This is a genomic window from Azohydromonas australica DSM 1124, assembly GCF_000430725.1.
Lineage (GTDB): Bacteria > Pseudomonadota > Gammaproteobacteria > Burkholderiales > Burkholderiaceae_C > Azohydromonas > Azohydromonas australica.
Map to the genome: position 1 here is coordinate 239667 of NZ_KE387208.1, position 26196 is coordinate 265862.

Genomic DNA, 26196 nt, shown 5'->3' on the forward strand with positions numbered 1-26196 from the left:
GCTTCCCGCGCGACCCTTAAGCCACTTCCACCGGCGCGATCAGGATGCGCTTGTAGCGGTCCATCATGGCCGGGTCGCTCAGGCCCAGCCAGCGCGCGACTTCCGCCACCGGCTTGCCCTTGCGCAGCTGGCGCAGCGCGAAGGTGTGGCGTAGCCGGTAGCTGCCGCCTTCCACGTCCTCGATGCCCGCGGCCAGCAGCACGCCGCGCGCGGCCGTGTACTGCGCGACCTTGCCCCAGGGCTTGCCGCTGGATTTCGTCGAGGGAAAGCACATCGGCCCCGGGATGCGCTGCTGCTGCCGCACCTGCAGCCACGAGGCCAGCAGTCGCGCCGCCCACGAGGCCATGGGCGTCTCGCGCGCGGGCGAGTTGCCGTTGCCGGGCAGGCGCAGCTTCCAGGGCAGGCCGGGCACGCGGGCGCCCTCGCTCACCACGCCCTCCAGCGTGAGCGCGCGCACGTCGCCGGGCGTGAGGCCCGCGCCCAGCATCAGCGCCACCGAGGCGCGGTTGCGCAGGTCCTGCCAGTCGCCGGCCGCGCCCGGGCGCGGGCGGCTGTCGGCCAGGAAGCTCACCAGCTGGCGCGCCTCCGCGGCCGTGAGCACATCGGGCAGCGGGTCGCGCCCGTGCGAGCCGGCGAAGCGCACGTCGGCGCGCGAGGCTATCAGCTCCGTGGCGGCGTGGTTCGCGGGCTTGCCGTGCGCCAGGCGCCGGTGCTCCATCACCCGCTCCACCAGCCGCAGCAGCCGCAGCGCGTAGCGCGAGCTGAGCTCGTCGAAGCCGCCGCGCGAGGCGATGTAGGCCTCCAGGTCGGCAGCCGTGATGTCGTCCAGCGCGATGCCGCGCGCCACGCACCACTGCGCCAGCGCGGACCACATGGCCTCGTACACCGAGGCCGAGGAGCGGCGCCGCACGCGGCCGGCTTCGTGGCTGGCCAGCAGCCAGTCGTCGAGTGCGCGCTGGTACGCCAGCGGGCTCGCGCTGTCGGGCGTGTCGGTCTCGAACAGGTCCAGGTTCATTCGGAACTAACCAAAGGCAATTCGGGCGGATTCTAGGCAGCGCCGAAGAGCCTCCCGGCGCTGGCCCTTGGCCGCCCTACCGATGGCAGACTGCGCGACCCCAGCACTTGCGCCCGACGCCATGGACCTGCACTACCTGACTTTCGACTTCAGCGAGGCCGACGACGCCAGCGGCGGCTTCGACGCGATGGCCGCGGTGCCGCCGCGCTTGCTGCCGGCGCTGGAGGCAGAGATCGCGCAGGTGCTGGACTGGGCCTACGCCAGCTTCCCCGACGGCCCGGGCCCGATCGACGAGGGCTTCACGTGGGACGTGGACCTGCAGGCCACCAGCGAGAGCAGCATGCAGCAGCGCGTGCGCTACCTGCCCGGCGCGCGCCGCTTCGAGCGCGAGAGCCTGGGCAGCGAGACGCTGCGCCACACGCTGACGCTCACGCTGGCCGGCAATGCCGACTTCTGCGAGGCCTTCAGGGCCGAGTTCCTGCGGGAAGAAGAGTGACGGCGCCCGGCGGGCGCCGGCTCAAGCGGTTCCGCCGGCCGGCGACTTGAATTGCTGCAGCGCCTGCCGGATCGGCTCCACCCCCTGCGGGCGCACCAGCCGGGCGATCTCCTGCCCGTCCTGCAGCAGCACCAGCGTGGGCCACAGCTTCACCTTGTAGGAGCGCCCCAATGGCTTGCCTGGGCCGTCCTCCACGCGCAGGTGCCGCAGCTCGGGCTGGGCATCCAGCGCCTGCGCGATGTCGGGCGTGGCGGCCTTGCAGATGCCACACCACGTCGCGCCAAACTCCAGCACCGTGGCGCCGGGCAACGCATCGACCTCGGCGCGGGTGGGTTCGACGGCTGCGTAACGGGGATTGAAAGTCATGGTCAAGCGCGTGCAAGCGATGTTCCTGTGGACCCCAAGCGTAGCCGCCCGCGCCGACGGGGCCGGCTGCACCTTGGCGTCGGCTCCCGCTCCTCCTTGCCGTCCCGAGGCATCCGTCCATGAAGACATTGCTGGTCGTCTACGTTTCCTTCACCGGCGGTGCGCGGCAAATGGCTGAAGCCGCGGCCGAAGGCGCTGGCGGCGAGGAAGGCGTGCAGGTGCGGCTGCTGCAGGCGCCGCAGGCCGGCCCGGACGACCTGCTGGGCGCCGACGGCTATGTCTTCGCCGGCCCGGAGATGCTCGGCGCCATGGCCGGGCTGCTGAAGGACCTGTTCGACCGCTGCTACTACCCGCTGCTGGAGCGGCTGCAGGGCCGGCCCTACGCCACGCTGGTGTGCGCCGGCAGCGACGGGCAGGGCGCGGCGCGGCAGATCGAGCGCATCGCCACCGGCTGGCGGCTCAAGGCGGTGGCGCCGCCGCTGGTCGTCTGCACCCATGCCCAGACGCCGCAGGCCATCCAGGCGCCGAAGCAACTGATGCCGGCCGAGCTGGAGGCCTGCCGCGAGCTGGGCGCGGCGATGGGCGCCGGGCTGGCGCTGGGTGTGTTCTAGACAACACCGCCGTCCTGCCCACCGCTATGGCCCTCTCTACCCGGTACGGCTGAAAACTGCAGGCGTTTGTCCTGGACGTCGCGGCGAATGTTCGAATTTATTGCCGATCGCAAGCGCGCCTTTCTGCAAGACAAACCGGCAGCGGGAGCAGGCCATCCATAGGGCTGCCGTGCTGTTCCCGGCCGGTCAGGCTGCCCGGTTCTCCCCTGAACCGGCGGGCGGGCATTGACGCCGAATTGAATCAATGTTTCGAGATCGGGCACGTTCGCTGCACCAGGGCACTCATCGTCACCCTCTCTTGCAGGAGCTTTCTCATGGCCATTACGCATGGAGATCTGCCGTCTTCGGACGTCGCGCACCGGGGCAGCCGGACGCTGGACGTAATCGCCCTCGTGCTGATGATCGTCGGCGGCCTGAACTGGGGCCTGGTGGGCCTGTTCAACTTTGACCTCGTGGCCACGCTGTTCGGCGAGATGACGACGCTGTCACGCATCGTCTACACCCTGGTGGGCCTGGCCGCGCTGTACGGCATCGCGACCGTCTCGCGCATCGCCCGGCACCACACCTAGGCAGGCTCGGCGCAGCGTTTCACCACGCTCGCCAGAATCTGCAACCACAGGGGCCGCATCCGCGGCCCCTTTGTCGTTGGGCCGGCCGACGCCTCAACCGGCCAGCGACTGCAGCGCCGCCATCACCTGTGCCGTGTCGGACTGCGGCGCGTTGGCCTTCAAAGCGTCCAGTGCCAGCAGCGTGAGCTCGTAGAGGTCGCCGGCAGCCACGGGGATGGCGCAGCCGCGGCGGCCTTGTCCGACGCGCACCAGCACCGAGCCGGCCTGGCGCCGGCACTCGAACCACTTGTCGTTGAGCACGCCGTGGCCTTGCGCCTGAATCTGAGGCAGCAGGTTGAGCATCACGGCCGCGAAGCTGGGCAGCTCGCGCGCCGTGAGCTGCAGCGCGATCTTGTGCTCCCAGTCGTAGCGGCGCTCGCCCAGCACGGGCGCCACTTCCAGGCGCAAGGTGTGGCAGCGCACCGGGTCGTCGGTGCGCCAGCGGTCCTCTTCCACCCGCAGCGCGGCCTTGGCGCCGTACACATGGTGGCCGCGCGGCAGCACGCGCGCGGCGGCCGGCGCAGCGGCGGCCGTCGAGTGCGCCGACGCCGTGCGTGCGGGCGTGGCCTCGGCATAGGGCGGCGACGAGAAACCATCCTCGTCGGCCGGTGTCCACGGCGGCGGCGTTCCGTCATCGTCGAAGTCGAGGTCGGACTCGGGCCAGCCGTCGCCCGGGCCGCGAGCAGGGTCGGGCGCCGCCGCCGCCGCCCGCTCGGCGACCGGCTGCAGGTGCGTCCGCAGCGTCTCGACGGCCATCGCTTCGGGCAGGGCACGCAGCGCATCGAACAGCGCCTGGGCGCCCAGCACCTCCAGCGCCGCGAGCAGGTCGCCCACGTCGTCCGACAGCCCGGCCGTCCGCAGCGCGTCGCCGTGCTCGGGACGGCTGAGGCGCACGAAGTCGGCCAGCTGGCTCATCTGCGCCATGCTGTCCGTGCCCGCCTGCAGCGCCATGCAGGCCTGCCGCAGCGCGGTGGCCTGCTCCGGGCGCAGCTGCGCGACGGCCTCGCGCAGCCGCTCCACCGGCAGCAGTGGCAGGCCCCGCGCGCGCAGCACGCTGTGCAGCCAGCCGGGGTTCAGCAGGTTGGCGTTCATGTGGCCCTCCCGCGCGGCAGCCGCCGCCCGCCACGGAACGCCCGCATCAGGCGCCGCCGCCCGCCGGTACCACCGGTGCGTGCGGCACGCCGGCGGCCTCCTGGGCGCGATGGCTGGTGAAGAGGGCGTCGCGGGTGCGGTCGTCGAGCATGGGCGCCAGGCGGTCCAGCGCGTCCAGCCGCTGCAGCCCGGCGCGGCGCAGCACCTCGGCGTGCGGCACGCCCTCGCTGAGCCAGGCCACGATGGCGCTGTTGCGCAGCGCCGCCGGGCCGGTGTCGCCCGGCAGGCGGCGCAGCACGCCGTCCTGCAGCGCATGGTTCAGGAAGGCTTGCACAGCGCGGAAGGAGGGCTGGCGGCTCAGCGGCACGCGCATCTGCGGCAGGGCCGGGATCAGCGGTGTCTCGGGCTTGGGCAGGCGCGGCAGCCACGCCGCCAGCGCGTCGGCCGTGGTCTCGCCGAGCTGCAGCGTGCGCCACTGGCTGCGCCGGGGGCCGCCGATTTCCAGCGACCAGACGCCGTCATCGCCGCGGCTCAGGTGCTCGACGCGGGCCGCCGCCGTCTCGGACAACGTAAAACCTTCGTCCAGGAGCAGCGAGATCAGCAGCCGGTCGCGCTGCGGCTGCACGTCCAGCGGGTGCCAGCTCGCCAGCCGCTGCAGCAGCAGCCGCCGCTCCGGCGGCGTGAAGGCCACCGAGCGCGGCTGCTCGCGCCGCGGCACCTCGTTGCCCAGCTCCTCGAAGGGATTGCCGGGCGGCAGGGCGCCGCAGATCACGCCGCCAGCGTGCACCTGGCCCAGCACGCGGCGGTAGCGCGCCTGCGTGGTCGGGTTCAGGCGCTCGCCGGCGAGGAAGGCCACCGCCTCGATCGGCGAGGCCCGCTCCACCGGCACCTCGCGCCCTGCCAGAAAGCGGCGCCAGGCCAGCCAGTAGGTGGTGTAGAGCTGCCGCGAGCGCGGCGACAGCTTGGGAAGGCTCGTGCCCACCGGGTCGGCTTGCCAGCGCTCGGCATCGGTGGGACGCAGGGAATCGGAAGAGGTGTCGGCGTTCACCCCTGCAACATACAACAAGGCTGGACGGAATTACAGCCCTGCAGCGGATTTCGTAGCGGGAAATTAGGCGCTCGGGCCCTTGGGAGCCTGTGGCCGGCGGCCGGCCACAGGCCGTCGGTGCTCAGGGAATCAGCACGTCCCGCATCGCATGCCCGGCCGCCATGCGGTCCAGGGCGACGTGGATGTCCTGCAGCGGCAGCTGCTCGCCCATGAGCCGGTTCACCGGCAGCTTGCCCTGCTGGTAGAGCGCGATGTAGCGCGGGATGTCGCGCACCGGCACCGCGGAGCCGATGTAGCTGCCGCGCAGGCTGCGCTCCTCGGCCACCAGCTGCACCGGCGGCAGCGACAGGCGGCGGTCCGGGTGCGGCAGCCCGGCGCTGATGGTGCTGCCGCCGCGGCGCGTGATGCGCCAGGCCAGCTCCAGCGCCGGCACCGCGCCGGCCATCTCGAAAGCCACCTCCACGCCGCCCTGCGTGTGCGCGCGCACCTTCTCGGCCGCGTCGGGATCGGCCGCGTTGACGGTGAAGGTGGCGCCCAGCTCGCGGGCCAGCGCGAGCTTGTCCTCGTGCAGGTCGACGGCCACCACCTCGCGTGCGCCCGCGGCCACCGCCGCCAGCAGCGCGCTGAAACCCACGCCGCCCAGCCCCAGCACCGCCGTGCTGCTGCCGGCGGCCAGCCGCGCGGTGTTGAACACCGCTCCCACGCCGGTGAGCACCGCGCAGCCGAACAGCGCCGCTTCCGCGAAGCTGATGTCGGCCTCGACCTTGATGCACGAGCGCCGCGACACCACCGCGTGGTCCGCGAAGCAGGACACGCCCAGGTGGTGGTGCACCGGCTCGCCGTCCATGCGCAGCCGCCGTGCGCCCGACAGCAGCGCGCCCGCGCCGTTGGCTGCCGCGCCGGGCTCGCACAGGGCCGGGCGCCCTTCGGCGCAGGGCAGGCAGCACCCGCAGCTGGGCATGAACACCATCACCACGCGGTCGCCCGGGCGCAGGTCCGTCACGCCGGGACCGCACTCCACCACCTCGCCGGCCGACTCGTGGCCCAGCACCATCGGCACCGGGCGCGGGCGGTCGCCATTGACCACCGACAGGTCCGAATGGCACAGCCCCGCCGCGCGCACCCGCACCAGCAGCTCGCCCGGGCCGGGCGGTTCCAGCTCCACCTCGCGCAGCGCCAGCGGCTGCGATTGCACGTAGGGCGCGGGCGCTCCGATCCGGGTCAGCACGGCGGCGCGAATCTTCATGGGCAGGAACTCCGGGACGGGTTGAAGGATCGGTCCAGTCTAGGCCCCCGTGTCCGCGGGACCATCGGCCCCAGCCCGCTTGACAAATTTGCGCGAACCCAAGCCAAGGCACGCAAGCGGACGGAGGCAGCAAAAGATCTGACATCATCCGGACGCGTCCCTCGACGACCATCCGGCACCCGGGCCCGGCAGAGGAAGCGTGCGGGACTTCTTATAAGAAACTGGTTCTCATCATGGCCAATAACGACGCCGTCGCTCTTTACTGGGATTTCGAAAATGTTCATGCCAGCTTGCTGGACCAGCAGCAGGGCCACGGTACTTACCGCGCCACCTGCTTCCGGCCGCAGGAAGAATTGATCGACGTTTCCGCCATCGTCGAATTTGCGTTGTCGCTGGGACCGGTGGCGATCAACCGCGCCTTTGCCAACTGGGTTTCGTTCACGCGTTACCGCTTCGCGCTGCTGCGCAACGCGGTGGAGCTGATCCAGGTCTTTTCTCCTGGCGCCAATGCCAAGAACGGCGCGGACATCAAGCTGTGCCTGGACGTGATGGACGACATGGCGCGCTTCCCGCACGTGCGCACCGTCATCGTCGTGGGCGGCGACAGCGACTACATGCCGCTGGCCTACAAGGTGAAGGCCGCCGGCCGCACGCTGGTGGGCATCGGCAGCCGCGTCAGCACCAACCAGCACTGGGCGCGCAGCTGCCACGAATTCAAGTATTACGAGTCGCTGCTGTCGGTGAAGGCGCCCGAATCCCAGGTGCCGCTGGCGCCCGGCTACATGGCCACGACCGGGACACCCCAAATTGCCGAACCCGCGGGCGGCGTCGAAAACCCGGGCACCGGAGAAACGGCGCAAGGCGAGGAATTGCGCTTGCTGCTGGACCGTGCTGCCGAGGCCGAAAGGCGCCGCCAGGAAATGGCCGGCCTGGTGTGCCGCGCCATCATGCTGATGTCGGAACGCCGAGGCGACGCCTGGGTCCAAAAGGCCGGACTCCGGCCTTTCATCCAGCGCATGGACCCGACCTTCCACGAATCGAATTTCGGTTTCGACAATTTTTCGGACTTGCTTGAATCGATGGGCGACGTTATCGACACCCGGCGCGGCGAGCACGACCACGAGGTGCGCATCGCGCACCCGCAGCCGACCTCCAGTGAGGCCTGATTGCATACCGGCCTGCGCGCCCGTGCCGCGGCCCTCGCCGCCGCGGTGGCGCTGCTGGCCGGCGCCGCGCCGGCGTGGGCCGCGCCGGCGGAGGAGGTGGTCGACCGGATCAATGCGCTGCGTGCCGGGCCGCAACGCTGCGGCGGGCGCACGCTGCCGGCGGCGCCGCCGCTGGTGCCGCGTCCGGAGCTGGCCCGTGCCGAAGGCGACAGCGCGGCGGCGCTGCAGCGCTCGGTGGCGGCCCTGAGCTTCGTGAGCGCGCGGGTGCAGCTGTTCAACGTGAGCGGCGCGCGCGACGCTGACGAAGCCCTGGAACTGCTGCGGCGCGACCCGGCCGCGTGCGAGGCGCTGGCGCAGCCGGCGTTCAGCGCGGTGGGCGTGCGCGAGGAGGGCCGGCGCTGGCGCATCGTGCTGGCGCAGCCGCTGCTGGCGCCCGACCTGGGTGACTGGCGCGAGGCCGGACTGCAGGTGCTGAAGCTGGCCAACGAGGCGCGCTCGCGTCCGCAGCGCTGCGGCCCGCAGGCCTTCGGCGCCGCCCCGCCGCTGCGCTGGAGCGACACCCTGGGCGCCGCGGCGCAGGCGCACAGCGCGGACATGGCGCGGCGCAATTACTTCGCGCACCGCAGTCCTGAGGGCGCACAGGTGAACGAGCGGGCGCAGCGCGCGGGCTACGACTGGCAAAGCATCGGCGAGAACATCACCTTCGGTGCCGGGTCGGCGCGGCAGGTGGTGCAGGGCTGGCTGGACAGCCCCGGCCACTGCCGCAACCTGATGGACCGCGGCTTCGCCGACATGGGCGCTGCCTACGCGCTCAATCCGGGCAGCGACGGCGCCATCTACTGGACGCAGGTACTGGGCCGGCGGCGCTGAGCCTGCTGCGGGCCCCGCGGCCCCGCGCTCACACCGGCACGGCGGTGGTGGACTTCACCTTGTTGAGCACGAAGGTGGTGCGGCAGTCCTGCACGCTGGGGTGGCGCAGCAGCGTCTCCATCACGAAGCGCGAGTAGTCCGCCATGTCGGCCACGACCACGCGCAGCAGGTAATCCATCTCGCCGGTGAGCGACGCGCACTCCGCCACCTCCGGCCAGGTCTGCACCGCGGCGGCGAACACGTCCATGGGACTGCGCTTGTCGCTGCCGCTCTGCTTTTCCATGCGCACGTTGATGTAGGCCGTGAGCCCCAGGCCGATGCGCTCCGGGCGCACCAGCGCGACGTAGCCGCTGATCACGCCCGATTCCTCCAGCCGCTTGACCCGCCGCAGCACGGCCGACGGCGACAGGCCGACCTGCTCGGCCAGGTCGTCGTAGGTCATGCGGCCGTTGCCCTGCAGCGCCTTCAGGATGCGCCGGTCCAGCGTATCGAGCTTCGTTGGTTCGTCCATGAGGCTAGTTTTGCAGGAATCATGCGTACTGCACTGCGTCGAGGCTGAAATTCGCAGAAATCGTGCGCACCGTCGTCCCTACAGTCCTGCCTTGACCCAACGCAAACCGAAGCCGCCACCCGGTCAGCCGGACCCGGTCCGGACCGCGGCTTCATCAAGGAGACAAGCGCATGAGAAAGCTCGACGACAAGGAGACCCGCGCCCTGGGCGATGAACTGCCCGGCTGGCGCTTCAGCGCGGAGCGCGGCGGCACGATTACCCGCGAATTCCGCTTTGCCGGCTTCGCGCAGGCCTTCGGCTTCATGACCCAGGTGGCGCTGCAAGCCGAGAAGCGCAACCACCATCCGGAGTGGTTCAACGTCTACGATCGCGTGGCCATCACGCTCACGACGCACGACGCACCCGGGCTGTCGACCAACGACGTCGAGCTGGCACGCGTCATCGACCTGGCTTTCACGGCCTTCCAGGCACGGTCTTGAGCATGGGAGGCATGGACATGCAAGCCCAACTGCAGGCGCTGAACACCAAGCACGGCCTGGCGGCCGGCGAGTCCGGCAAGCCCGAGCGCCCGGACTGGACCATCGACCAGGGCTGGGAGCGCTACACCGCGCAGGAACACGGCGTGTGGAAGACGCTGTTCGAGCGCCAGTCGAAGCTGCTGCCCGGGCGGGCCTGCGACGAGTTCGTGCAGGGCATGCGCGAGCTGCCGATCGGGCCGGACGAGATTCCCGACTTCCGCCGCCTGTCGGAGGTGCTGATGAAGCGCACCGGCTGGCAGGTGGTGGCGGTGCCGGGCCTGGTGCCGGACGACGTCTTCTTCGAGCACCTGGCCCACCGGCGTTTCCCCTCGGGCCACTTCATCCGCAAGCCGCACGAGCTGGACTACCTGGAGGAGCCTGACGTCTTCCACGACGTCTTCGGCCACGTGCCGATGCTGATGAACCCGGTCATCGCCGACTACATCCAGGCCTACGGCGAGGGCGGCCTGCGCGCGCAGCGCCTGGGTCGCCTGACGCAGCTGGCGCGGGTGTACTGGTACACGGTGGAGTTCGGCCTGCTGCGGCAAAAGGAAGGGCTGCGCATCTACGGCGCGGGCATCGCCTCCTCCAGCACCGAGAGCGTGTTCTCGCTGGAGAGCCCATCGCCCAACCGGATCCGCTTCGACCTGGAGCGCGTGATGCGCACGCACTACCGCATCGACGACTTTCAGGAGAGCTACTTCGTCATCGACGACCTGGAGCAGCTGCTGGAGCTTTCGCGCATCGACTTCGCGCCGCTGTACGAGCGCGTGGACGATGGCGGCCCGGCGTACCGGCCGGGCGAGGTGCTGCCCGGCGATCAGGTCATTCATCGGGGCACGGGTGCGTACCACGCCGGCCGTCTCAAGGGAGCGCTGAAATGAGCCAGGAGCAACAACGGGTGGTGGTGGTCACGGGCGCCGCGGGCAACCTGGGCCGGGCCGTGGCGCGGGTGTTCTCGGACGGCGGCGACCGGCTGGTGCTGGTGGACCGCTCCCGCGACGCGCTGACTGCGGTCTTCGGCGCCGACGGCGAATCGCGGATGCTGGCGGGCGTCGACCTGCTGGACCAGGACGCGGTGAACGGCCTGGGCCGCGCCGCCCTGGAGCGCTTCGGACGCATCGACGTGCTGTGCAACCTGGCCGGCGGCTTCCGCATGGGCGAGGCGGTGCACGAGACCAGCGACGGCACCTGGGACGCGCTGTTCGACCTCAATGCCCGGAGCGTGCTGCACGCCGTGCGGGCGGTGGTGCCGCACATGCTGGCGCGCGGCGGTGGCAAGGTCGTCAACGTGGGGGCGTTCAGCGCGCAGAAGGGCGTTGCGCAGATGGGCGCCTACACCGCGTCCAAGGCCGTGGTGGCCCGGCTGACCGAAGCGATGGCCGCGGAGCTGCGCACGCGGGGCATCAACGTCAACTGCGTGCTGCCTTCCATCATCGACACCCCGGAGAACCGGCAGGCCATGCCCGAGGCCGACCCGGCGTCGTGGGTGGCGCCGGCCGACTTGGCGCAGGTCATTCACTTCCTGGCTTCCGCAGGCGCGAGGGCGATCCACGGCGCGTCCATCCCGGTGACGGGACTGTCGTGACGGGCTGAACCCCGCGCGGCGCTGCCCGGAGCCCGCAGGCGGATTGCAAAGGTGTGGAAAACGGCGACGGAGCTTGATCTGGCTCAGGTCTGGACGGGCCTGTGTGCAAGTGGGATGACACGGGCAGCAAATTGTTGCTTCAGAATGTTACCGTTTCCGCATTCCTGCCCCGCGGCGCCGGCCGGCGCGCGGCCAGGGATGCAGTGCCCCCACCATGGAATACAGCCCCCTCCTACAAAGCCGCCTGTCGGCCCACGCGTCCTCGCCCGCCATCCTGATCGTCGAGGACGACGCGGTCATCGCGCTCGACCTGCAGCTGCAGCTGGAGGACATGGGCTACCGGGTGGTCGGTCCGGCCGACAGCGCCGCGTTGGCCCTGTCGCTGGTGCTGGATCACCGGCCGGACCTGGTGCTGATGGACATCAACATCCGCGGTCCGGTCAACGGCGTGCAGGCGGCCGAGCAGCTGCGGCGCGCGGGCTCGTCGCAGCCGGTCATCTTCCTGACCTCGCACACCGACGTCGGCACGGTGACGCAGGCCGTGGGCGCCACGCCCTACGGCTACCTCAGCAAGCCGTTCCAGTCCGATGAGCTGCGCGCGAGCATCGAGGTGGCGCTGGCTCGGGCGCAGATGGAGCGGCGGCTGCTGGACAGCGAGCAGCGCTGGCGCCACGTCTTCGACGATGCGCCGCTGGGCATGGCGCTGGTGTCGCTGCAGGGCGACGTTCTGCAGGCCAATGCCACGCTGGCGCGGCTGCTGGGGCTGGAGGCGGCGCAGCTGCAGGGCCGCCAGCACGCGGCGCTGCTGCATCCCGAGGACGTCGCGATGCAGGCGCAGCAGCTGCAGGCGCTGCGCGAGGGCGGCAGCCGCAGCGTGCAGTTCGAGCAGCGCTACCTGCGCAGCGACGGCGGGGAGCTGTGGACGCAGGTCAGCGTGTCGCTGCTGGAGCCGCACGACGCCATGCCGCGCCTGCTCTACCAGGTGCAGGACCTCAGCGCGCAGAAGGACGCGCAGCGCCGCAGCGCCGAGCTGGAGGAGCAGCGCCGGGCACTGGAGCGGCGCCAAGCGCAGCAGCAGGCGCAGGCGCAGCTGCTGTCGCGCGTGAGCCACGAGATGCGCACGCCGCTCAACGCGGTGCTGGGCTTCACGCAGCTGCAGCGGCTGATGCCCGCGGACGGCTCCAGCCCGCAGGCGGGCGAGTACCTGGGCCACATCGAGTCCGCGGGCCGCCACCTGCTGGCGATGGTGGACGACCTGCTGGTGCTGCAGCGCGCGCACGAGGGGCAGCTGCAGCTGGCACTGGCCTCGGTGCCGCTGGCGCGCTGCGTGCGGCACGCGCTGTCGCTGCTCATGCCGCAGGCGCAGGCACAGCAGGTCGAGCTGGTGGGCGAGGTGCCGGCGCAGCTGGCTGTGGTCGCCGACGAGACGCGGCTGCACCAGATCCTCTCCAACCTGGCGAGCAACGCCATCAAGTACAACCGCCCGGGCGGCGAGCTGCGCGTGACGGCGCACTGCGAGCTTGGGCGGGTGCGTATCGAGTTCAGCGACAACGGCATCGGCATGACGGCCGAGCAGCTGCAGCAGGTGTTCCAGCCCTTCGCGCGCGCCGGGCGCGAGCGCTCGGCCATCCCCGGCACCGGGCTGGGCCTGGTGATCTCGCGCCGCTTGGCCGAAGCCATGGGCGGCAGCCTGGGCATTGATGCGCGCAGCGGGGGCGGCACGGTCGCCACGCTGGAGCTGGACGCGGGCTGAGCTGCCGCGCCCTTGGCTGGCCAGCTGCCGGCGCTCTCCCGGACCTGATGGGCGCGCAACCTGCTCCGTAGGCCATGGAGCTCCGGAGGCGGAGCCCGTGACGGGGAGACGGGTTCATGGATCGAGCGAGGGTTTTCAAGGCTGCCTGGCGGCTGGGCTGCGCCGTGGCGGCGCTGGGCGGTGGCGTGGTGCATGCGCAGGGCGGCGACCACGTGACGCTCACCAGCGACGGCAGCGCGCCAATCGCACCAGTCGCGTCGGCGCTGGCCGCTGGCGCGGGTGAGGCCTTCGCGGGCGCGCTGCGTGCGGGCATGGCGCCGGATGCTGCGGCGGAGCGGCCCGCCATGAAGCTCGGCGGCGCCGAGCTGGAAGCCTTCAACCGCCGCTACCCCCCGAAAGTGCCGCCCTATGCGCGGCGCGGGACGGACGTGCGGCCGGAGAGCGTGGTGGGTGCGGACCGGCGCTTCAGGGTGTACCCGCGCGAGTCGGGCTTTCCGTACCGCGCCATCGGGCTGTTGACCTACACCCAGGGCAGCAGCAGCTACAGCTGCACAGGCTTCCTCATCAGCAAGGACACGGTGGCGACGGCCGGACACTGCGTCTACGACGGTGACTGGAGCACCCACGTGCGCTTCTATCCGGCCTACAACGCTGGCGCGGCGCCCTTCGGCTCCTGCGGCGCACGGCGGCTGTTCGCCGTGGCCCGCTGGGTCCAGAGCAGCTTCGACAACGGCAGCGAAGACTTCGACTACGGCGCCGTGAAGCTCAACTGCGAGATCGGCAGGACCACCGGCTGGCTCGGCTACTACGCGACGCCGGATTCGCTGGTGGGCCTGCCGGTGCTGCTGATGGGCTACGCCGGGGACAAGTCGCCGCCGAAGTCGCTGTGGGGAGCCAGCGGCGGCATCGCCATCAGCGAGCCGCGCAAGCTGCGCTACCAGCTCGACACCGCCAGCGGCGAGAGCGGCTCGCCCGTGATCGAGGCCGACCGCGGTGCCAGCCGGGCCAAGTGCTTCGGCACCTGCGCGGTGGGCATCCACACCTATGCCGCCGAAGGCGGCAACAACAGCGCCACGCGCATCAACCGGGCGGTGGCTGACAACCTCACCACCTGGAAGAACGCGCCCTGAGGCGACGGCACGCGCTCAGCGCGCCTTGTTGCAACCCTCGGCGCACACGAGCTGGTTCTTGCCCAGCAGGCGCTTGGTGGTGAGCTCGGCGCGCGGGCGGTGCGTGCCGCACTTGAAGCACGACATGGTGGTCTGGTGCATGCCGGTGCTGCCGCCGGAGCTGAAGGGCGAGCCGGCGGCCTTGCGCTTGTAGCGAAGACCGTCGTCCTGGATGACGGTGGAGGGCGGCTGCTGGTCTTGGGGTTTCATCGTGGGGTCCTGCTGATCAGTTCTTCCTGGGCCATGGGTTCACGCTCCCATTGCGGTGGATTGGAAAAGCGCGCGGGCTGCAAGGGGCAGCAGCGAACGCACGCCGGCATTCGGGCCGCGGGCCCTGAAAATTCTCGGTGGCGAAGGTTTCTGTGAAAGTCATCCAATAAACCGGCACCCGCGGGCCACGGCCGCAGGGCCTTGGTCACGCGGGATGCTGCGAGGGTGGTCAAAACAGGGCCCGGCCGCACCGACCGGGAGCCGGGACCGGTGTTCGCGCCGCGCGGGCAGCGACTTCACCGGTGGAAGCGACCGAGCAGTGGACCGTGGCGCCGGCCCGCGACGGTCGGGCGCGGGCCATGAGGCCTGGACCGCCGAATGCGGACCGTCGCAAAAATGGTATCAGTTACAGGCGGCTGACCCGGTCCCCGTGAAAAGCGACCTTGCCACTGGCGCGTTTTTCGCTTGCTTGCGTTTCACACTGCTGCTTGGCCGGGGTGCAAACACCGCCAGCATCCCGTTAGGGAAGTCAGGCGTGGTTTTTCGAACAAAAAGTTCAATACTTGAATACCACCTGATTTTCGTGAAACTGTAATATTGTCCTACAAGGCGAGCCGCTTGCTCCTGTCGTTGTACAGGGTGCCTCCACCGGGCTTGGCTTCAATCCTGCCGATCGATGACCGACGACCTCGACAACGCAAGCAAGGCGCGGCGCATCGCGCTGCACCAGATTCGGCAACTGATGGAGTTCTGGAACATCGGTCCGGACGAGCTCGGCGATCCGAAAGTGGTCCCGGTGCTGCCGCGAAATTCGCCGCCGCTGGGCTATGTGAAATACCGCCATCCCCTTACCGGAGAAACCTGGAACGGCGACGGCGAGCATCCGGAATGGCTGCGCAAGGCGCTGCTCAAGGAGGGCTACCGCGTGGTGGAACTCAAGCCGGAATACCAGCAGGAGCAGCAGGCGCTGCAGCAGCAGGGCGCCGGTCCGGGCTGAGTTTCCCGCCGTCGACGCGCGGCCCGAGACGCCTGGGGTGCGGCTGGCGGCGCGGCTGGATTTGATGTTCGTTTCCGGAGTGCCGGTCGCGGTGCACGCACCTACAGTCGCGCCACCGCAGTGATTTCCGGACCCCCACCCGCCATGAACAGCGCCGACCTCTCCCATGCCGTCCCTGCCAGCGCCCGCGGCGCCGACCCCCGCTGGGCCGCCGTGCAGGCGCGCGATGCCCAGGCTTCCTTCATCTACGCCGTGCGCAGCACCGGCATCTACTGCCGGCCCGACTGTCCGTCGCGGCACGCCCGGCTGGACAACGTGCTGTTCTTCGACGACGCCGAAACGGCGCGCGCGGCGGGCTTTCGCGCCTGCAGGCGCTGCGATCCGGACGGCCCCGGCGCGGCGGAGCGGCGCGCCCAGGCCGTGGCGGCGCTGTGCCGGCGCATCGAGACCAGCGAGACGCCGCCGCCGCTGGAGGCGCTGGCGCGCGAGGCCGGCCTCGGCGCCGCGCAACTGCGCCGCGTGTTCAAGGCCGCCACGGGCCTGACACCGCGCGCCTACGCGCAAGCTGTGCGCACGCGCCGCGTGCAGGCCGGTCTGCAGGCCGAGGACAGCGTGACGCAGGCGCTGTACGGCGCCGGCTTCAGTTCCAGCGGGCGCTTCTACGCCCAGTCCGACGCGGTGCTGGGCATGGCGCCCGGCCGCTACCGGGCGGGCGGCGCCGGGGCGCAAGTCCGCTTTGCCGTGGGGCAGTGCGCGCTCGGGGCAATCCTGGTGGCCTGCAGCGAGCGCGGCGTGTGCGCGATCTCGCTGGGCGACGATCCCGAGGCGCTGGTGCGCGAGCTGCAGGACCGCTTCCCGCTGGCGGCGCTGCACGGCGGCGATCCGGACTTTGAGGCGCTGATGGCGCGCGTGATCGGGCTGGTGGACGACCCGCGGCAGCCGGTGGCGCTGCCGCTGGACATCCGCGGCACCGCCTTCCAGCAGCGCGTGTGGCAGGCGCTGCAGCAGATTCCTCCCGGGCAGACGCTGAGCTATGCCGAGCTCGCGGCGCGCATCGGCGCCAGCGCCGCGGTGCGGGCCGTGGCCGGCGCCTGTGCGGCCAACGTGCTGGCGGTGGCCGTTCCGTGCCACCGCATCGTGCGCCGGGACGGCAGCCTCTCGGGCTACCGCTGGGGCGTGGAGCGCAAGCGCGCGCTGCTGGCGTGCGAGTCGGCCGCGCCGCTGGAGGAGGGCACCGGCGCTCCGGCGTCGAGCCCCGCGCCGGCCTGAGCCGGGCGGCGCCTGGGGTGCCGGATCGATCAGGTCATTGCGGCTGGCGCAGCAGCTTGTCCATGCGCGCCTGGGCGAAGCGGTCGATCACCATGCGCTGCCAGCCCGGGGCGCTCTCGATCATGGTGTTGGCGCGGGCACCGCACTGGCTGCGCAGCGCCTGGGCCTGCGGCGCCGGCAGGGCGCGCACGCTGGCCTCGGCCTGCGCCAGCTCCGCCTTGGCTTCGTCCTCGTTGCCCAGCGCATGCTGCAGGTACGCCTCGCCAATGAAGGCGCCGCCCTGGCGCAGCACCTGCAGCAGTTCGGAGCGGCGCGCCGCGTCGCCCTCCTTCACCTGCTGCGCCAGGTCGTTGGAATGCAGCTTGAGCGCTGCGACGCAGCGCAGCTTGTCGGATTCGGCCGCGGCGTGCGCGGAGACGGCGAAGGCCAGCAGCAGGGCGCCGGCCGCGAGAAGAGGCTTTGCAACCATGCGTCGATTGTCGCCATGGTTGCCGTGCCTGGGGCTAACGGGGGACTTCGGCCCCTGTGCGGGCCGCGCATCACGACAGCTGCCGGGCGTGCCAGGAACCCGGGAGCGCCACATGCTGCATCCGCACAAACCCCAAGTGGCCGCTGCGGGCAGCTTGCAGTGGCCGGCGGGGTTGTGTTGCAGGCCAAGGCCGGCGTTGCTGGCGGCGGTCCCTGACTTTGTTGACGACCTCAGGAGCCTCACTCCATGTCCACCGACTTGATGCAGCCCTTCATGGCCCCGTTCACCAAGCTGGCGCAATCCAATCTCGAGCTTTTCACCAAGTTCTCGCTCTCGCCCGAGGCTGTGGCGCAGGCGATGGCCCAGGCGCAGCGCATCTTCATGCAGCAGTCGCCTGCCAGCCTGGCGCCGATGCAGGTTTCGCCCAATGCGATTGCCGACCTGATGATGGGCTTGATGAAGAACTACATGGAGTTCCTCATGGAGCTTGGCCAAGGCAGCGCCGCGCTGATGCAGCAGGCGCCGACCACGCTGGCCAAGGCGACGCAGCAGGCCACCCGCCAGGCCACTGCGGCGGCCATGCCGCCAACGGCCTGAAACTCTCCGCGCCCACCGCACCGGCCGCCTCGCGCGGCCGGTTTTTTTTGGGCACCGGCTTTCCAAGGATGAGCACGCAGCCGTTGAAAAGGTTGATAGACCCTTCATTACAACATACACGAGGCACCCTAAAACCCGACCAACGGAAATCTCGTGAGACCCCGGAAAACCCAACGTCTCCAACCTCCTTATTGCCGAGCCTGTATTTCCCTTGATTTCCCTCACACAGCCGGCCCACCACCAGCAAGCGCGAGGCGTTCGGAGCGGCATGGGCGGAATTACCGAACCCCGGCCATCGAAAAAACGAGTCCTCAATTCCAGTGAGGCAGGGGAGAGCAGGGGAAAGGAAGGATCTGGGCGGATTAGCATTCAACGGAATCCGCAGGAGAGCAGGGTTTGAGAGCGCTTCGTGTATGTTGTATTTCAGTTCACGCCGACCGGGTGGCGCCCCTGCCCCGCGATCCGCTCAGGCCTCGATCAGTGCCTGCACCAGGCGCCGGATCTGCGTCACCAGCTGCGGCTTGTCCATGGCCGGGTCGCGCACGCTGCGCACCATGAGGCCGTCGAACAGCGCTGCCAGCACCGAGGCGCGGGCGCGCAGCGTGGCCGCGTCCAGGGACAGCCCGCGCTGGCCCAGCGCCGCGCTCAGCAGCGCCTGGCAGCGCTCGCGGCTGGCGGCGTCGGCCGCCTGCACCACGGCAGCGAGCTTCGGATTGCGTCCCGCCTCCGCCGCCACCTCCAGCCGCAGCGCGGCATCGGGCAGGGCGGTGCAGTCGCTCACGCCGTGGCATACCCCGTCGAGCATGGCCTGCGCCACGTCGGGGCCGCGCAGCATGGCCTCGGCCTTGGCCAGCCACAGCGCCTGGTCGCGCGCCACGATGGCGGCGATCAGCTCTTCCTTGTTTTCGAACAGGTTGTAGATGTGGCCCGGGCTCATGCCGGCCGTGCGCGCGATCTCCGCCATGCTCGCGCCGTGGAAGCCGTGCGCGCGGAAGCACTGCGCCGCGGCGTCGAGCACCTGCTGGCGGCGCTGCTCCGCGCGCTCGGTATCGGTCAGCGGGGCCATCAGCGTGCGGCGGCGGCCGGCGTGTCCCCGGCCTCCGCGGTGCGCGTGGCCGCTTCCCAGCCACCGCCCAGGGCCTTGTACAGCGTCACCGCGTTGAGCTGCTGCGCCAGCGCGGTGGAGAGGCGCCCCTGCTGCGCCGCGTACAGCGAGCGCTGCGCGTCCAGCACGCTCAGGAAATCGTCCACCCCGCGCTCGAAGCGCGCCTGCGACAGGAACTGCGCCCGCGACGCCGCGTCCTCCAGCGCCTGCTGCGCCGCGAGCTGCTCCACCAGGCTCTGGCGCTGCGACAGCCCGTCGGCCACCTCGCGGAAGGCGGCCTGGATGCTGCGCTCGTAGGCCGCGACGCGGATGTCGCGGTCGGCCTGCGCCACCTGCAGGTTGGATCGGTTGCGGCCCTGGTCGAAGATCGGCAGTGCCAGCTGCGGCACGAAGCTCCAGATGCCCGAGCCCGCGCCGAACAGCCCCGACAGTGAGGAGCTGGCCGTGCCCACCGAGGCCGTGAGCGAGATGCGCGGGAAGAAGGCCGCGCGCGCCGCGCCGATGGTGGCGTTGGCCGCCTGCAGGTCGCGCTCGGCCTGCATCACGTCCGGGCGCTGCAGCAGCACTTCGGAGGTGAGCCCCGCGGGCAGCGGCGCGAAGCCCAGCGCCGTGGCCTCCGAGCCCGGCATCAGCGCCGGCGGCAGCGGCGTGCCCAGCAGCAGCTGCAGCGCCTGCAGGTCGGCCTGCACCTGGCCGGCGTAGCGCGCGGCGTCGGCCCGGGCCGTCTCCACCGTGGTGCGCGCGCGCTGCACGTCCAGGTCGGAGGACACGCCCAGCTCGTGGCGCCGCTCGGTCAGCCGCAGCGTGTCGCCCTGGCTCTTGAGCGTGGCCTGCGCCAGCTCTAGCCGCGCACGGTCCGCGGCCAGCGTCAGCCAGCTGCCGGCCACCTGCGACACCAGGCCGATGTGCGTGGTGCGCCGCGCCGCCTCGGTGGAGAACACCTGCTGCAGCGAGGCCTCGCGCAGGCTGCGCACGCGGCCGAACAGGTCCAGCTCGTAGGCGCTGAAGCCCAGCGTCGCGCTGTACTGGCGCGTCACCCGGCCCTGGCCGGTGGTGCTGAGGTCGCCGGGCACGCGCTGCGCGGTCTCGCCGGCGGCCACGCCCACCGCGGGCAGTGCGTCGGCCGACTGCACGCCGTAGAGGCCGCGGGCGCGCTCGATGTTGAGCGCGGCAATGCGCAGGTCGCGGTTGTTCTGCAGCGCCAGCGCGATCGCCTGCTGCAGCCGCGCGTCGGTGAAGAAGGCCTGCCAGCCCAGGTCGGCCACCGGCACCGCCGGCGCCTCGGCCGCAGCCTCGCCCAGCTGCTCGGGCACCGGCGCGGCCGGGCGCTCGTACTTCGGCGCCAGGCTGGCACAGCCGCCCAGGAAGGTGAGGGAAGCCAGCGCCAGCGCGGCCAGGCGGGGACGGAAGGAGCTCGTCATGGTCTCGTGGTACTCAGGCATGGTCACCCACCGGGCCGGCGTTGGACACGTTGGCCGAATCGGCGGCCGAAGGCGCGCGCTTGCCCTTGAAGCGGCTGCGCACGACGACGAAGAACAGCGGCACGAAGAAGATGCCCAGCACCGTGGCGGCGAGCATGCCGCCCAGCACGCCGGTGCCGATGGCGTTCTGGCTGCCGGAGCCCGCGCCGGAGGCCAGCGCCAGCGGCATCACGCCCAGGCCGAAGGCCAGCGAGGTCATCAGGATCGGGCGCAGCCGCAGCCGCACCGCCTCCAGCGTGGCGTCCACGATGCTGTGGCCCTGCTCGACGAGGTCCTTGGCGAACTCCACGATCAGGATCGCGTTCTTCGCCGACAGGCCCACCGTCACCAGCAGGCCGACCTGGAAGTACACGTCGTTGCTCAGCCCGCGGCCGAAGGCGGCCAGCACCGCGCCCAGCACGCCCAGCGGCACCACCAGCATCACCGCGAAGGGGATGGACCAGCTCTCGTACAGCGCGGCCAGGCACAGGAACACGACCAGGATCGAGATCGCGTACAGCGCCGGCGCCTGCGAGCCGGAGAGGCGCTCCTGGTACGACAGGCCGCTGAAGGCGACGTTGAAACCCGGCGGCAGCTGCGAGGCCAGCCGCTCCACGGTCTTGAGCGCATCGCCCGAGCTGGTGCCCGGTGCGGCTTGGCCCTGGATCTGCACCGCGCCCACGCCGTTGAAGCGCTCCAGGCGCGGCGAGCCCAGCTCCCAGTGCGCGTTGGCAAAGGCACTGAACGGCACCATCTGCCCCTGCGCGTTGCGCACCTTCCAGTCGTTGAGGTCCTCGGGCTGCATGCGGAAGGGCGCGTCGGACTGCAGGTACACGCGCTTGACGCGGCCGCGGTCGATGAAGTCGTCCACGTAGGAGCCGCCCCAGGCGGTGGCCAGCAGCTCGTTGATCGAGGCCACCGTCACGCCCAGCGCACCGGCCTTGGCCTGGTCCACGTCGATGCGCAGCTGCGGCGAGTCGTCCAGCCCGTTGGGGCGCACGCCGGCGAGCGTGGGCTCCTTGGCCGCCATGCCCAGGAACTGGTTGCGCGCCTGCATCAGCGCGTCGTGGCCCAGGCCGGCCTGGTCCTGCAGGTAGAACTCGAAGCCCGTGGCGTTGCCCAGCTCGATCACCGCCGGCGGCGCGAAGGCAAAGGCCATCGCGTCGCGCCACTGCATGAAGGTGCCCATGGCGCGCCCGGCAATGGCGCGCACGCCGTTCTCGGCACCCTTGCGCTCGCTCCAGTCCTTCATGCGCACGAAGCCGATGCCCATGTTCTCGCCGCGGCCGGCGAAGCTGAAGCCCGCCACGGTGAAGATGGACTGCACGCGCGAGGCTTCCTTTTCCAGGAAGTGCTTCTCCACGCGCTCGATGACCTCCAGCGTGCGCTGCTGCGTCGCGCCGGCGGGCAGCTGGATCTGCGTGAACAGGATGCCCTGGTCCTCATCGGGCAGGAAGGACTGCGGCAGCCGCGCGAACAGCACGCCCAGGCCCACCACGATCAGCCCGTACACCAGCAGCCAGCGCTTGCGCCGGGAAAGGATGCCGCGCACCGCGCCCTGCGTGCCTTGCGTGCCGCGGTCGAAGTTGCGGTTGAACCAGGTGAAGAAGCGACCGTGCGCATGGTGCTCGCCCTTCTTCACCGGCTTGAGGATGGTGGCGCACAGCGCCGGCGTGAGGATCAGCGCCACCAGCACCGACAGCGCCATGGCCGAGACGATGGTGATGGAGAACTGGCGGTAGATCACGCCGGTGGAGCCGCCGAAGAAGGCCATGGGCACCAGCACCGCGCACAGCACCAGCGCGATGCCGATCAGCGCGCCGGTGATCTGGTTCATCGACTTGCGCGTGGCCTCGCGCGGCGAGAGACCCTCCTCGGTCATCACGCGCTCGACGTTCTCCACCACCACGATGGCGTCGTCCACCAGCAGGCCGATGGCCAGCACCAGGCCGAACATGGTCAGCGTGTTGATGGAAAAGCCTGCCACCGACATCACGCCGAAGGTGCCCAGCAGCACCACCGGCACGGCGATCGTGGGGATCAGCGTGGCGCGGAAGTTCTGCAGGAACAGGAACATCACCAGGAACACCAGCACCACGGCCTCGATCAGCGTCTTGACCACCTCCTCGATGGACAGGCGCACGAAGGGCGTGGTGTCGTAGGCGACCACCGCCTTCAGGCCGGCGGGGAAGTTCTTCTCCAGCCGCGTGAGCTCGGCACGGGCGGCGTCTGCCGTGTCCAGCGCGTTGGCACCGGTGGCCAGGCGCAGCGCCACGCCCGCGGCGGGCTTGCCGTTGTAGCGGGACTCCAGCGAGTAGGTCTCGGCGCCGATCTCCACCCGCGCCACGTCGCGCAGGTGCACCTGCGCACCGTCGGCGGTGGTCTTGAGCAGGATGGCCTCGAACTGCTGCGGCGTCTGCAGGCGCGTCTGCGCCGTCACGGTGGCGTTGAGCTGCTGCCCGGACTGCGCGGGCGCGGCGCCGATCTGGCCGGCGGACACCTGCGCGTTCTGCGCGCGGATGGCCGCGGCGACGTCGGCGGGCGTGAGCTTGTACTGGTCGAGCTTGGTCGGGTCCAGCCAGACGCGCATCGCGTACTGCGCGCCGAACAGCGTGACCTCGCCCACGCCGGGAACGCGGCTGAGCGGGTCCACCACCTGCGAGGACACGAAGTCCGAGATGTCGTTGCGGTCCATGCGGCCGTCTTCCGACACGAAGCCCAGCACCATCAGGAAGTTGATGCGGCTCTTGACCACCTGCACGCCCTGGCGCTGAACCTCCTGCGGCAGCAGCGAGGTGGCCGCGGCGAGCTTGTTCTGCACCTGCACCTGCGCGATGTCGGCGTTGGTGCCGGCCTGGAAGGTCAGCGTGATGGCCACGTTGCCCTGCGAGTCGCTGGTCGAGGACATGTAGGTCAGGCCATCGAGCCCCTTCATGCGCTGCTCGATGATCTGCGTGACCGTGTCCTCCAGCGTCTTGGCCGAGGCGCCGGGGTAGGTCGCGTTGATGGTGATCTGCGGCGGCGCGATCGGCGGGTACTGCTCGATGGCCAGCGTGCGGATGGCCAGCGCGCCGGCCAGCATGATGATGATGGCGATCACCCACGCGAAGATGGGCCGATCGATGAAGAAGCGTGACATGGGGAAGCGCCTCGCGTGATCAGTTGGCGGCGGTCGGCGCGACGCCGGAGGCCGAGGAGGCGGCGGGCGCCACGGCGGCGCCACCGGCCGGGGCCGAGGCGGAAGCCGCCGCGCCGGCCGGCGCGCCCGGAACGCCCGGGGCCGGCGCCGAGGCCGACACGGGCACCGGCATCACGGTCGCGCCGGGGCGCACCTTCTGCAGCCCGTCCACGATCAGCTGGTCGCCGGGCTTGAGGCCCTCGCTGACCAGCCACTGGCCGTCCACCACGCGGTCCACCTTGAGCGGGCGCGGCGTGACCTTGTTGCCTTCGCCCAGCACCATCGCCAGCGCGTTGCCCTTGGGGTCGCGCGTGACGGCGCGCTGCGGCACCAGGATGGCCTGCTGCGTCGAGCCCTCGTCCAGCAGCGCGCGCACGTACATGCCCGGCAGCAGCGTGCCCTTGGGGTTGGGGAACACGGCGCGCAGCGTGACGTTGCCGGTGCTCGGGTCCACGGTTGCCTCGGCGAACTTGAGCGTGCCTTCCACCGCGTAGTCGCTGCCGTCCTCGAGCTGCAGCTTCACGCGGGCGCGGCCGGCGTCGATGCGCTGCAGCTTGCCGGCGGCGAAGGCCTTCTGCAGCTGCAGCAGCTCGGCGCTGGCGCGCTGGATGTCCACGTAGATCGGGTCGAGCTGCTGCACCGTCACCAGCGCCGCGGCCTGGCTGGCCGTGACCAGCGCACCGGGCGTGACGGTGGAGCGGCCGGCGATGCCGGAGATGGGCGCGCTCACGCGGGCGTAGTCCACGCGGATCTGCGCATTGCGCACCGCCGCACCCGCGGTGGCGACGTCGGCGCGGGCCTGCAGCAAGGCGGCCTGCGCGTCGTCGCGCGTCTGCTTGCTCACCGCGTCAATCGTCACCAGCTCGTCGTAGCGGCGGGCGCGCAGCTCGGCCACGGCCAGGTTGGCTTGCGCCTTCGCCAGCGAGGCGCGGACGCTTTCCAGGTCGGCCTGCAGCGTGGCGGGGTCGATCTGGTAGAGCGTCTGCCCGGCCTTGACGAAGCTTCCCTCCTCGAACAGCCGCTTCTGGATGAGCCCGCCCACCTGCGGCCGCACCTCCGCCACCAGGTAGGGCGAGGTCCGACCCGCCAGCTCGGTGCGCAGCGTCAGCGGCTGCGCCTGCACCGTCAGCACGCCCACCTGCGCGGGCGGCGGCGCGGCCGGCGCCTGCTGGCCCTGTTCCTTGGAACAGCCCGCCAGCATGAACGTGGCGCAGGCCAGCGCCAGCAAGGTGGTGGAGAAGGTGAGGCGGTAAGGCGGGCGCAGCAGTGGCATGGGAGGAAGCAGGCGGGAGGAACGCCTGGTAACGTTTACTGAATGAACGTTCATTCTACGGGTTTTTCCGGAATGCTGCGTCGCAGCAGCACGGCCCGAGACGAAGCCGCGGAAAAGCCTTCCGCCGGCCCGCGCAAGCGGGCAGGGGTGCGGCGGGGACGCCCGGCGCGCGCAGCAAGCGGGCGGCCTTGCCGGCCCGCCCTCAGGGCGCGGGCGCGTCGAAGACCTGGCGCAGGTAGGCCAGGAAGGTGGTGTCGTCCACCAGCGTCTTGCCCGGCGAGTCGGAAAGCTTGGCCACCGGCTGCCCGTTGCAGTGCACCAGCTTCATGACGATGTTCAGCGGCGCCAGGCCCAGGTCGTTGGTCAGGTTCGTGCCGATGCCGAAACCGCACTGCGTGCGGTCGGCGAAGTGGTGGTAGAGCGCCAGCGCCTTGTCCACGTTGAGCGCGTCGGAGAACACCAGCCGCTTGGTGTGCGCGTCGATGCGCAGCTTCTCGTAGTGCGCCAGCGCCAGCTCGCCCCACCAGATCGGGTCGCCCGAGTCGTGGCGCAGGCCGTCGAAGAGCTTGGCGAAGTAGAGGTCGAAGTCGGCCAGGAAGGCGCGCATGCCCACCACGTCCGTCAGCGCCGTGCCCAGGTCGCCGCGGTACTCCTGCACCCAGTCCTCCAGCGCCGCCTTCTGGTGGTCGCGCAGACGCACGCCGCCGACCGCCTGGTACATCTGCAGGTACTCGTGGGCCATGGTGCCGATGGGCACCAGCCCCAGCTCGGCAGCCAGGAACACGTTGGAGGTGCCCTTGAAGTACTGCGGCAGCGCCTGCCGCAAGCGGTCCACCACCTCGCGCTGCCAGGCGCCGCTGAAGCGGCGGCGGATGCCGAAGTCGAACATCTCGAACGGGTGGCGCCGCCGCGGCCCGGCCTCCAGCGCCTGCAGCCGCGCGATCTTGTCCTGCAGCCGCCGCCGTCCCTCGGCCAGCGCGGGCTCGGCGTCGAAGCGGCGGTAGTGCAGCTCGCTGACGATGGCCAGCACGTAGATCTCGAAGCCCATCACGTGCACCTGCGGCCCCTCGGCCACGACGTGCAGTTCCTCTCCCTCGGCCCAGGCGCGGATGAACTCGCGCTGGAACTGGAAGATGCGCAGGAAGTCGACGAAGTCCGGGCTGATGAAGCGCAGCGAGCGCAGGTAGGCCAGCTCCGGCTTGGTGAAGCGCAGGCCGCACAACGCATCGAGCTCGCGCTCCACGTCCGGCAGCAGCGCGCCCAGGTTCAGCCCCTTGGGATTGCGGCACACGAAGCGGTACTGCGCCTGCGTGCGCGGATGCCGGTGCAGCATCGCCTGCCACATCGTGAACTTGTAGAGATCGGTCTCCAGAAGGCTGTGGATGACGGGGGGCATGTCGTGAAGCTCCTGCGAGGCCGGACGGCGCGTGGTCAAGGTCATGGATGAAGCGGCAAGCGGAAGGCCATCAGGACGTTTTCAATTTTACATAACCTTCATTGACGAGCAATGCAAGGCCGACAGCCTCCTGATGGCCCGCATGAGTTGGGCTGACGTCAATCGATGCCGCATGATGCAACGAA

The 26196-nt window shown here is 70.8% G+C and carries 26 protein-coding genes; 13 read left to right on the forward strand and 13 right to left on the reverse strand.

Going from position 1 to position 26196, the window contains the following annotated elements; all coding sequences use genetic code 11:
* Window positions 1-16: 16 nt before the first annotated feature.
* On the reverse strand, window positions 17-1015 hold the full coding sequence (locus H537_RS0130100; RefSeq protein ID WP_029000845.1) for a tyrosine-type recombinase/integrase: 999 nt from the start codon (window positions 1013-1015) through the stop codon (window positions 17-19).
* A 121-nt stretch (window positions 1016-1136) separates the two neighbouring features.
* Here H537_RS0130100 and H537_RS0130105 point away from each other — a divergent pair, with 121 nt between their 5' ends.
* Window positions 1137-1511, forward strand: a complete 375-nt coding sequence (locus tag H537_RS0130105) for a hypothetical protein (RefSeq protein ID WP_029000846.1) — start codon at window positions 1137-1139, stop codon at window positions 1509-1511.
* A gap of 21 nt (window positions 1512-1532) precedes the next feature.
* Here the strand turns inward: H537_RS0130105 and H537_RS0130110 are convergent, their stop codons facing one another.
* Window positions 1533-1877, reverse strand: coding sequence for a thioredoxin family protein (locus H537_RS0130110; protein WP_029000847.1), 345 nt, complete (start codon window positions 1875-1877; stop codon window positions 1533-1535).
* Between the two features lie 119 nt (window positions 1878-1996).
* Between H537_RS0130110 and H537_RS0130115 the strand changes: the two genes are divergently transcribed.
* Both H537_RS0130115 and H537_RS0130120 read left to right on the forward strand, forming a co-directional pair.
* Window positions 1997-2488, forward strand: coding sequence for a flavodoxin family protein (locus tag H537_RS0130115; protein ID WP_029000848.1), 492 nt, complete (start codon window positions 1997-1999; stop codon window positions 2486-2488).
* Between the two features lie 314 nt (window positions 2489-2802).
* Complete coding sequence (locus H537_RS0130120) at window positions 2803-3057, forward strand: DUF378 domain-containing protein (RefSeq protein WP_051243621.1); 255 nt, start codon at window positions 2803-2805, stop codon at window positions 3055-3057.
* A gap of 93 nt (window positions 3058-3150) precedes the next feature.
* Here the strand turns inward: H537_RS0130120 and H537_RS0130125 are convergent, their stop codons facing one another.
* The 3 genes from H537_RS0130125 to H537_RS0130135 all read right to left on the reverse strand — a co-directional run bounded on the left by H537_RS0130125 (window position 3151) and on the right by H537_RS0130135 (window position 6482).
* Complete coding sequence (locus tag H537_RS0130125) at window positions 3151-4188, reverse strand: hypothetical protein (RefSeq protein WP_029000850.1); 1038 nt, start codon at window positions 4186-4188, stop codon at window positions 3151-3153.
* Between the two features lie 46 nt (window positions 4189-4234).
* Window positions 4235-5236, reverse strand: a complete 1002-nt coding sequence (locus H537_RS0130130; RefSeq protein WP_029000851.1) for a tyrosine-type recombinase/integrase — start codon at window positions 5234-5236, stop codon at window positions 4235-4237.
* A gap of 121 nt (window positions 5237-5357) precedes the next feature.
* On the reverse strand, window positions 5358-6482 hold the full coding sequence (locus H537_RS0130135) for a zinc-dependent alcohol dehydrogenase family protein (RefSeq protein ID WP_029000852.1): 1125 nt from the start codon (window positions 6480-6482) through the stop codon (window positions 5358-5360).
* 233 nt (window positions 6483-6715) lie between these two features.
* On the opposite strand from H537_RS0130135, the gene H537_RS0130140 reads away from it, so the two are divergent.
* Both H537_RS0130140 and H537_RS0130145 read left to right on the forward strand, forming a co-directional pair.
* Window positions 6716-7648: an NYN domain-containing protein gene (locus H537_RS0130140; protein ID WP_029000853.1), complete on the forward strand. Its 933-nt coding sequence runs from the start codon at window positions 6716-6718 to the stop codon at window positions 7646-7648.
* Window positions 7649-8518, forward strand: coding sequence for a CAP domain-containing protein (locus H537_RS0130145; RefSeq protein WP_029000854.1), 870 nt, complete (start codon window positions 7649-7651; stop codon window positions 8516-8518).
* A 28-nt stretch (window positions 8519-8546) separates the two neighbouring features.
* Here the strand turns inward: H537_RS0130145 and H537_RS0130150 are convergent, their stop codons facing one another.
* The gene (locus tag H537_RS0130150; protein ID WP_029000855.1) at window positions 8547-9029 is read right to left on the reverse strand and encodes an Lrp/AsnC family transcriptional regulator; all 483 of its coding nucleotides are present in this window, start codon (window positions 9027-9029) and stop codon (window positions 8547-8549) included.
* 170 nt (window positions 9030-9199) lie between these two features.
* Between H537_RS0130150 and H537_RS0130155 the strand changes: the two genes are divergently transcribed.
* The 5 genes from H537_RS0130155 to H537_RS46330 all read left to right on the forward strand — a co-directional run bounded on the left by H537_RS0130155 (window position 9200) and on the right by H537_RS46330 (window position 14018).
* On the forward strand, window positions 9200-9508 hold the full coding sequence (locus H537_RS0130155) for a 4a-hydroxytetrahydrobiopterin dehydratase (RefSeq protein ID WP_029000856.1): 309 nt from the start codon (window positions 9200-9202) through the stop codon (window positions 9506-9508).
* Window positions 9509-9519: 11 nt separating this feature from the next.
* A complete protein-coding gene (gene phhA, locus H537_RS0130160; RefSeq protein WP_375136342.1) occupies window positions 9520-10431 on the forward strand; it encodes a phenylalanine 4-monooxygenase in 912 nt (303 codons plus the stop codon).
* Complete coding sequence (locus H537_RS0130165; protein WP_029000858.1) at window positions 10428-11135, forward strand: SDR family NAD(P)-dependent oxidoreductase; 708 nt, start codon at window positions 10428-10430, stop codon at window positions 11133-11135. The genes phhA and H537_RS0130165 overlap by 4 nt, the downstream gene beginning before the upstream one ends.
* Before the next feature lie 214 nt (window positions 11136-11349).
* A complete protein-coding gene (locus tag H537_RS49855; RefSeq protein WP_029000859.1) occupies window positions 11350-12888 on the forward strand; it encodes a hybrid sensor histidine kinase/response regulator in 1539 nt (512 codons plus the stop codon).
* 116 nt (window positions 12889-13004) lie between these two features.
* On the forward strand, window positions 13005-14018 hold the full coding sequence (locus H537_RS46330; protein ID WP_051243627.1) for a trypsin-like serine peptidase: 1014 nt from the start codon (window positions 13005-13007) through the stop codon (window positions 14016-14018).
* 15 nt (window positions 14019-14033) lie between these two features.
* On the opposite strand, the gene H537_RS0130180 is transcribed toward H537_RS46330, so the two are convergent.
* Entirely contained in the window at window positions 14034-14267 is a 234-nt protein-coding gene (locus tag H537_RS0130180; RefSeq protein ID WP_043460622.1) for a hypothetical protein, read from the reverse strand.
* A gap of 676 nt (window positions 14268-14943) precedes the next feature.
* Here H537_RS0130180 and H537_RS0130185 point away from each other — a divergent pair.
* Window positions 14944-15264, forward strand: a complete 321-nt coding sequence (locus tag H537_RS0130185; RefSeq protein ID WP_029000861.1) for an H-NS histone family protein — start codon at window positions 14944-14946, stop codon at window positions 15262-15264.
* Window positions 15265-15408: 144 nt separating this feature from the next.
* Window positions 15409-16533, forward strand: coding sequence for a bifunctional DNA-binding transcriptional regulator/O6-methylguanine-DNA methyltransferase Ada (ada, locus tag H537_RS46335; RefSeq protein WP_051243630.1), 1125 nt, complete (start codon window positions 15409-15411; stop codon window positions 16531-16533).
* A gap of 34 nt (window positions 16534-16567) precedes the next feature.
* On the opposite strand, the gene H537_RS0130195 is transcribed toward ada, so the two are convergent.
* Window positions 16568-17002, reverse strand: coding sequence for a hypothetical protein (locus tag H537_RS0130195; protein WP_029000862.1), 435 nt, complete (start codon window positions 17000-17002; stop codon window positions 16568-16570).
* Between the two features lie 246 nt (window positions 17003-17248).
* Between H537_RS0130195 and H537_RS0130200 the strand changes: the two genes are divergently transcribed.
* Complete coding sequence (locus H537_RS0130200; protein WP_029000863.1) at window positions 17249-17599, forward strand: hypothetical protein; 351 nt, start codon at window positions 17249-17251, stop codon at window positions 17597-17599.
* A gap of 466 nt (window positions 17600-18065) precedes the next feature.
* Here H537_RS0130200 and H537_RS0130205 read toward each other — a convergent pair whose 3' ends face one another.
* The 5 genes from H537_RS0130205 to pncB all read right to left on the reverse strand — a co-directional run bounded on the left by H537_RS0130205 (window position 18066) and on the right by pncB (window position 26011).
* A complete protein-coding gene (locus tag H537_RS0130205; RefSeq protein WP_029000864.1) occupies window positions 18066-18665 on the reverse strand; it encodes a TetR/AcrR family transcriptional regulator in 600 nt (199 codons plus the stop codon).
* On the reverse strand, window positions 18665-20146 hold the full coding sequence (locus tag H537_RS0130210; protein WP_310733035.1) for an efflux transporter outer membrane subunit: 1482 nt from the start codon (window positions 20144-20146) through the stop codon (window positions 18665-18667). The genes H537_RS0130205 and H537_RS0130210 overlap by 1 nt, the downstream gene beginning before the upstream one ends.
* The gene (locus tag H537_RS0130215) at window positions 20139-23303 is read right to left on the reverse strand and encodes an efflux RND transporter permease subunit (protein ID WP_029000866.1); all 3165 of its coding nucleotides are present in this window, start codon (window positions 23301-23303) and stop codon (window positions 20139-20141) included. The genes H537_RS0130210 and H537_RS0130215 overlap by 8 nt, the downstream gene beginning before the upstream one ends.
* Window positions 23304-23322: 19 nt before the next feature.
* Complete coding sequence (locus H537_RS0130220; RefSeq protein ID WP_051243633.1) at window positions 23323-24615, reverse strand: efflux RND transporter periplasmic adaptor subunit; 1293 nt, start codon at window positions 24613-24615, stop codon at window positions 23323-23325.
* 202 nt (window positions 24616-24817) lie between these two features.
* The gene (gene pncB, locus H537_RS0130225) at window positions 24818-26011 is read right to left on the reverse strand and encodes a nicotinate phosphoribosyltransferase (protein ID WP_029000868.1); all 1194 of its coding nucleotides are present in this window, start codon (window positions 26009-26011) and stop codon (window positions 24818-24820) included.
* Window positions 26012-26196 lie beyond the last annotated feature (185 nt).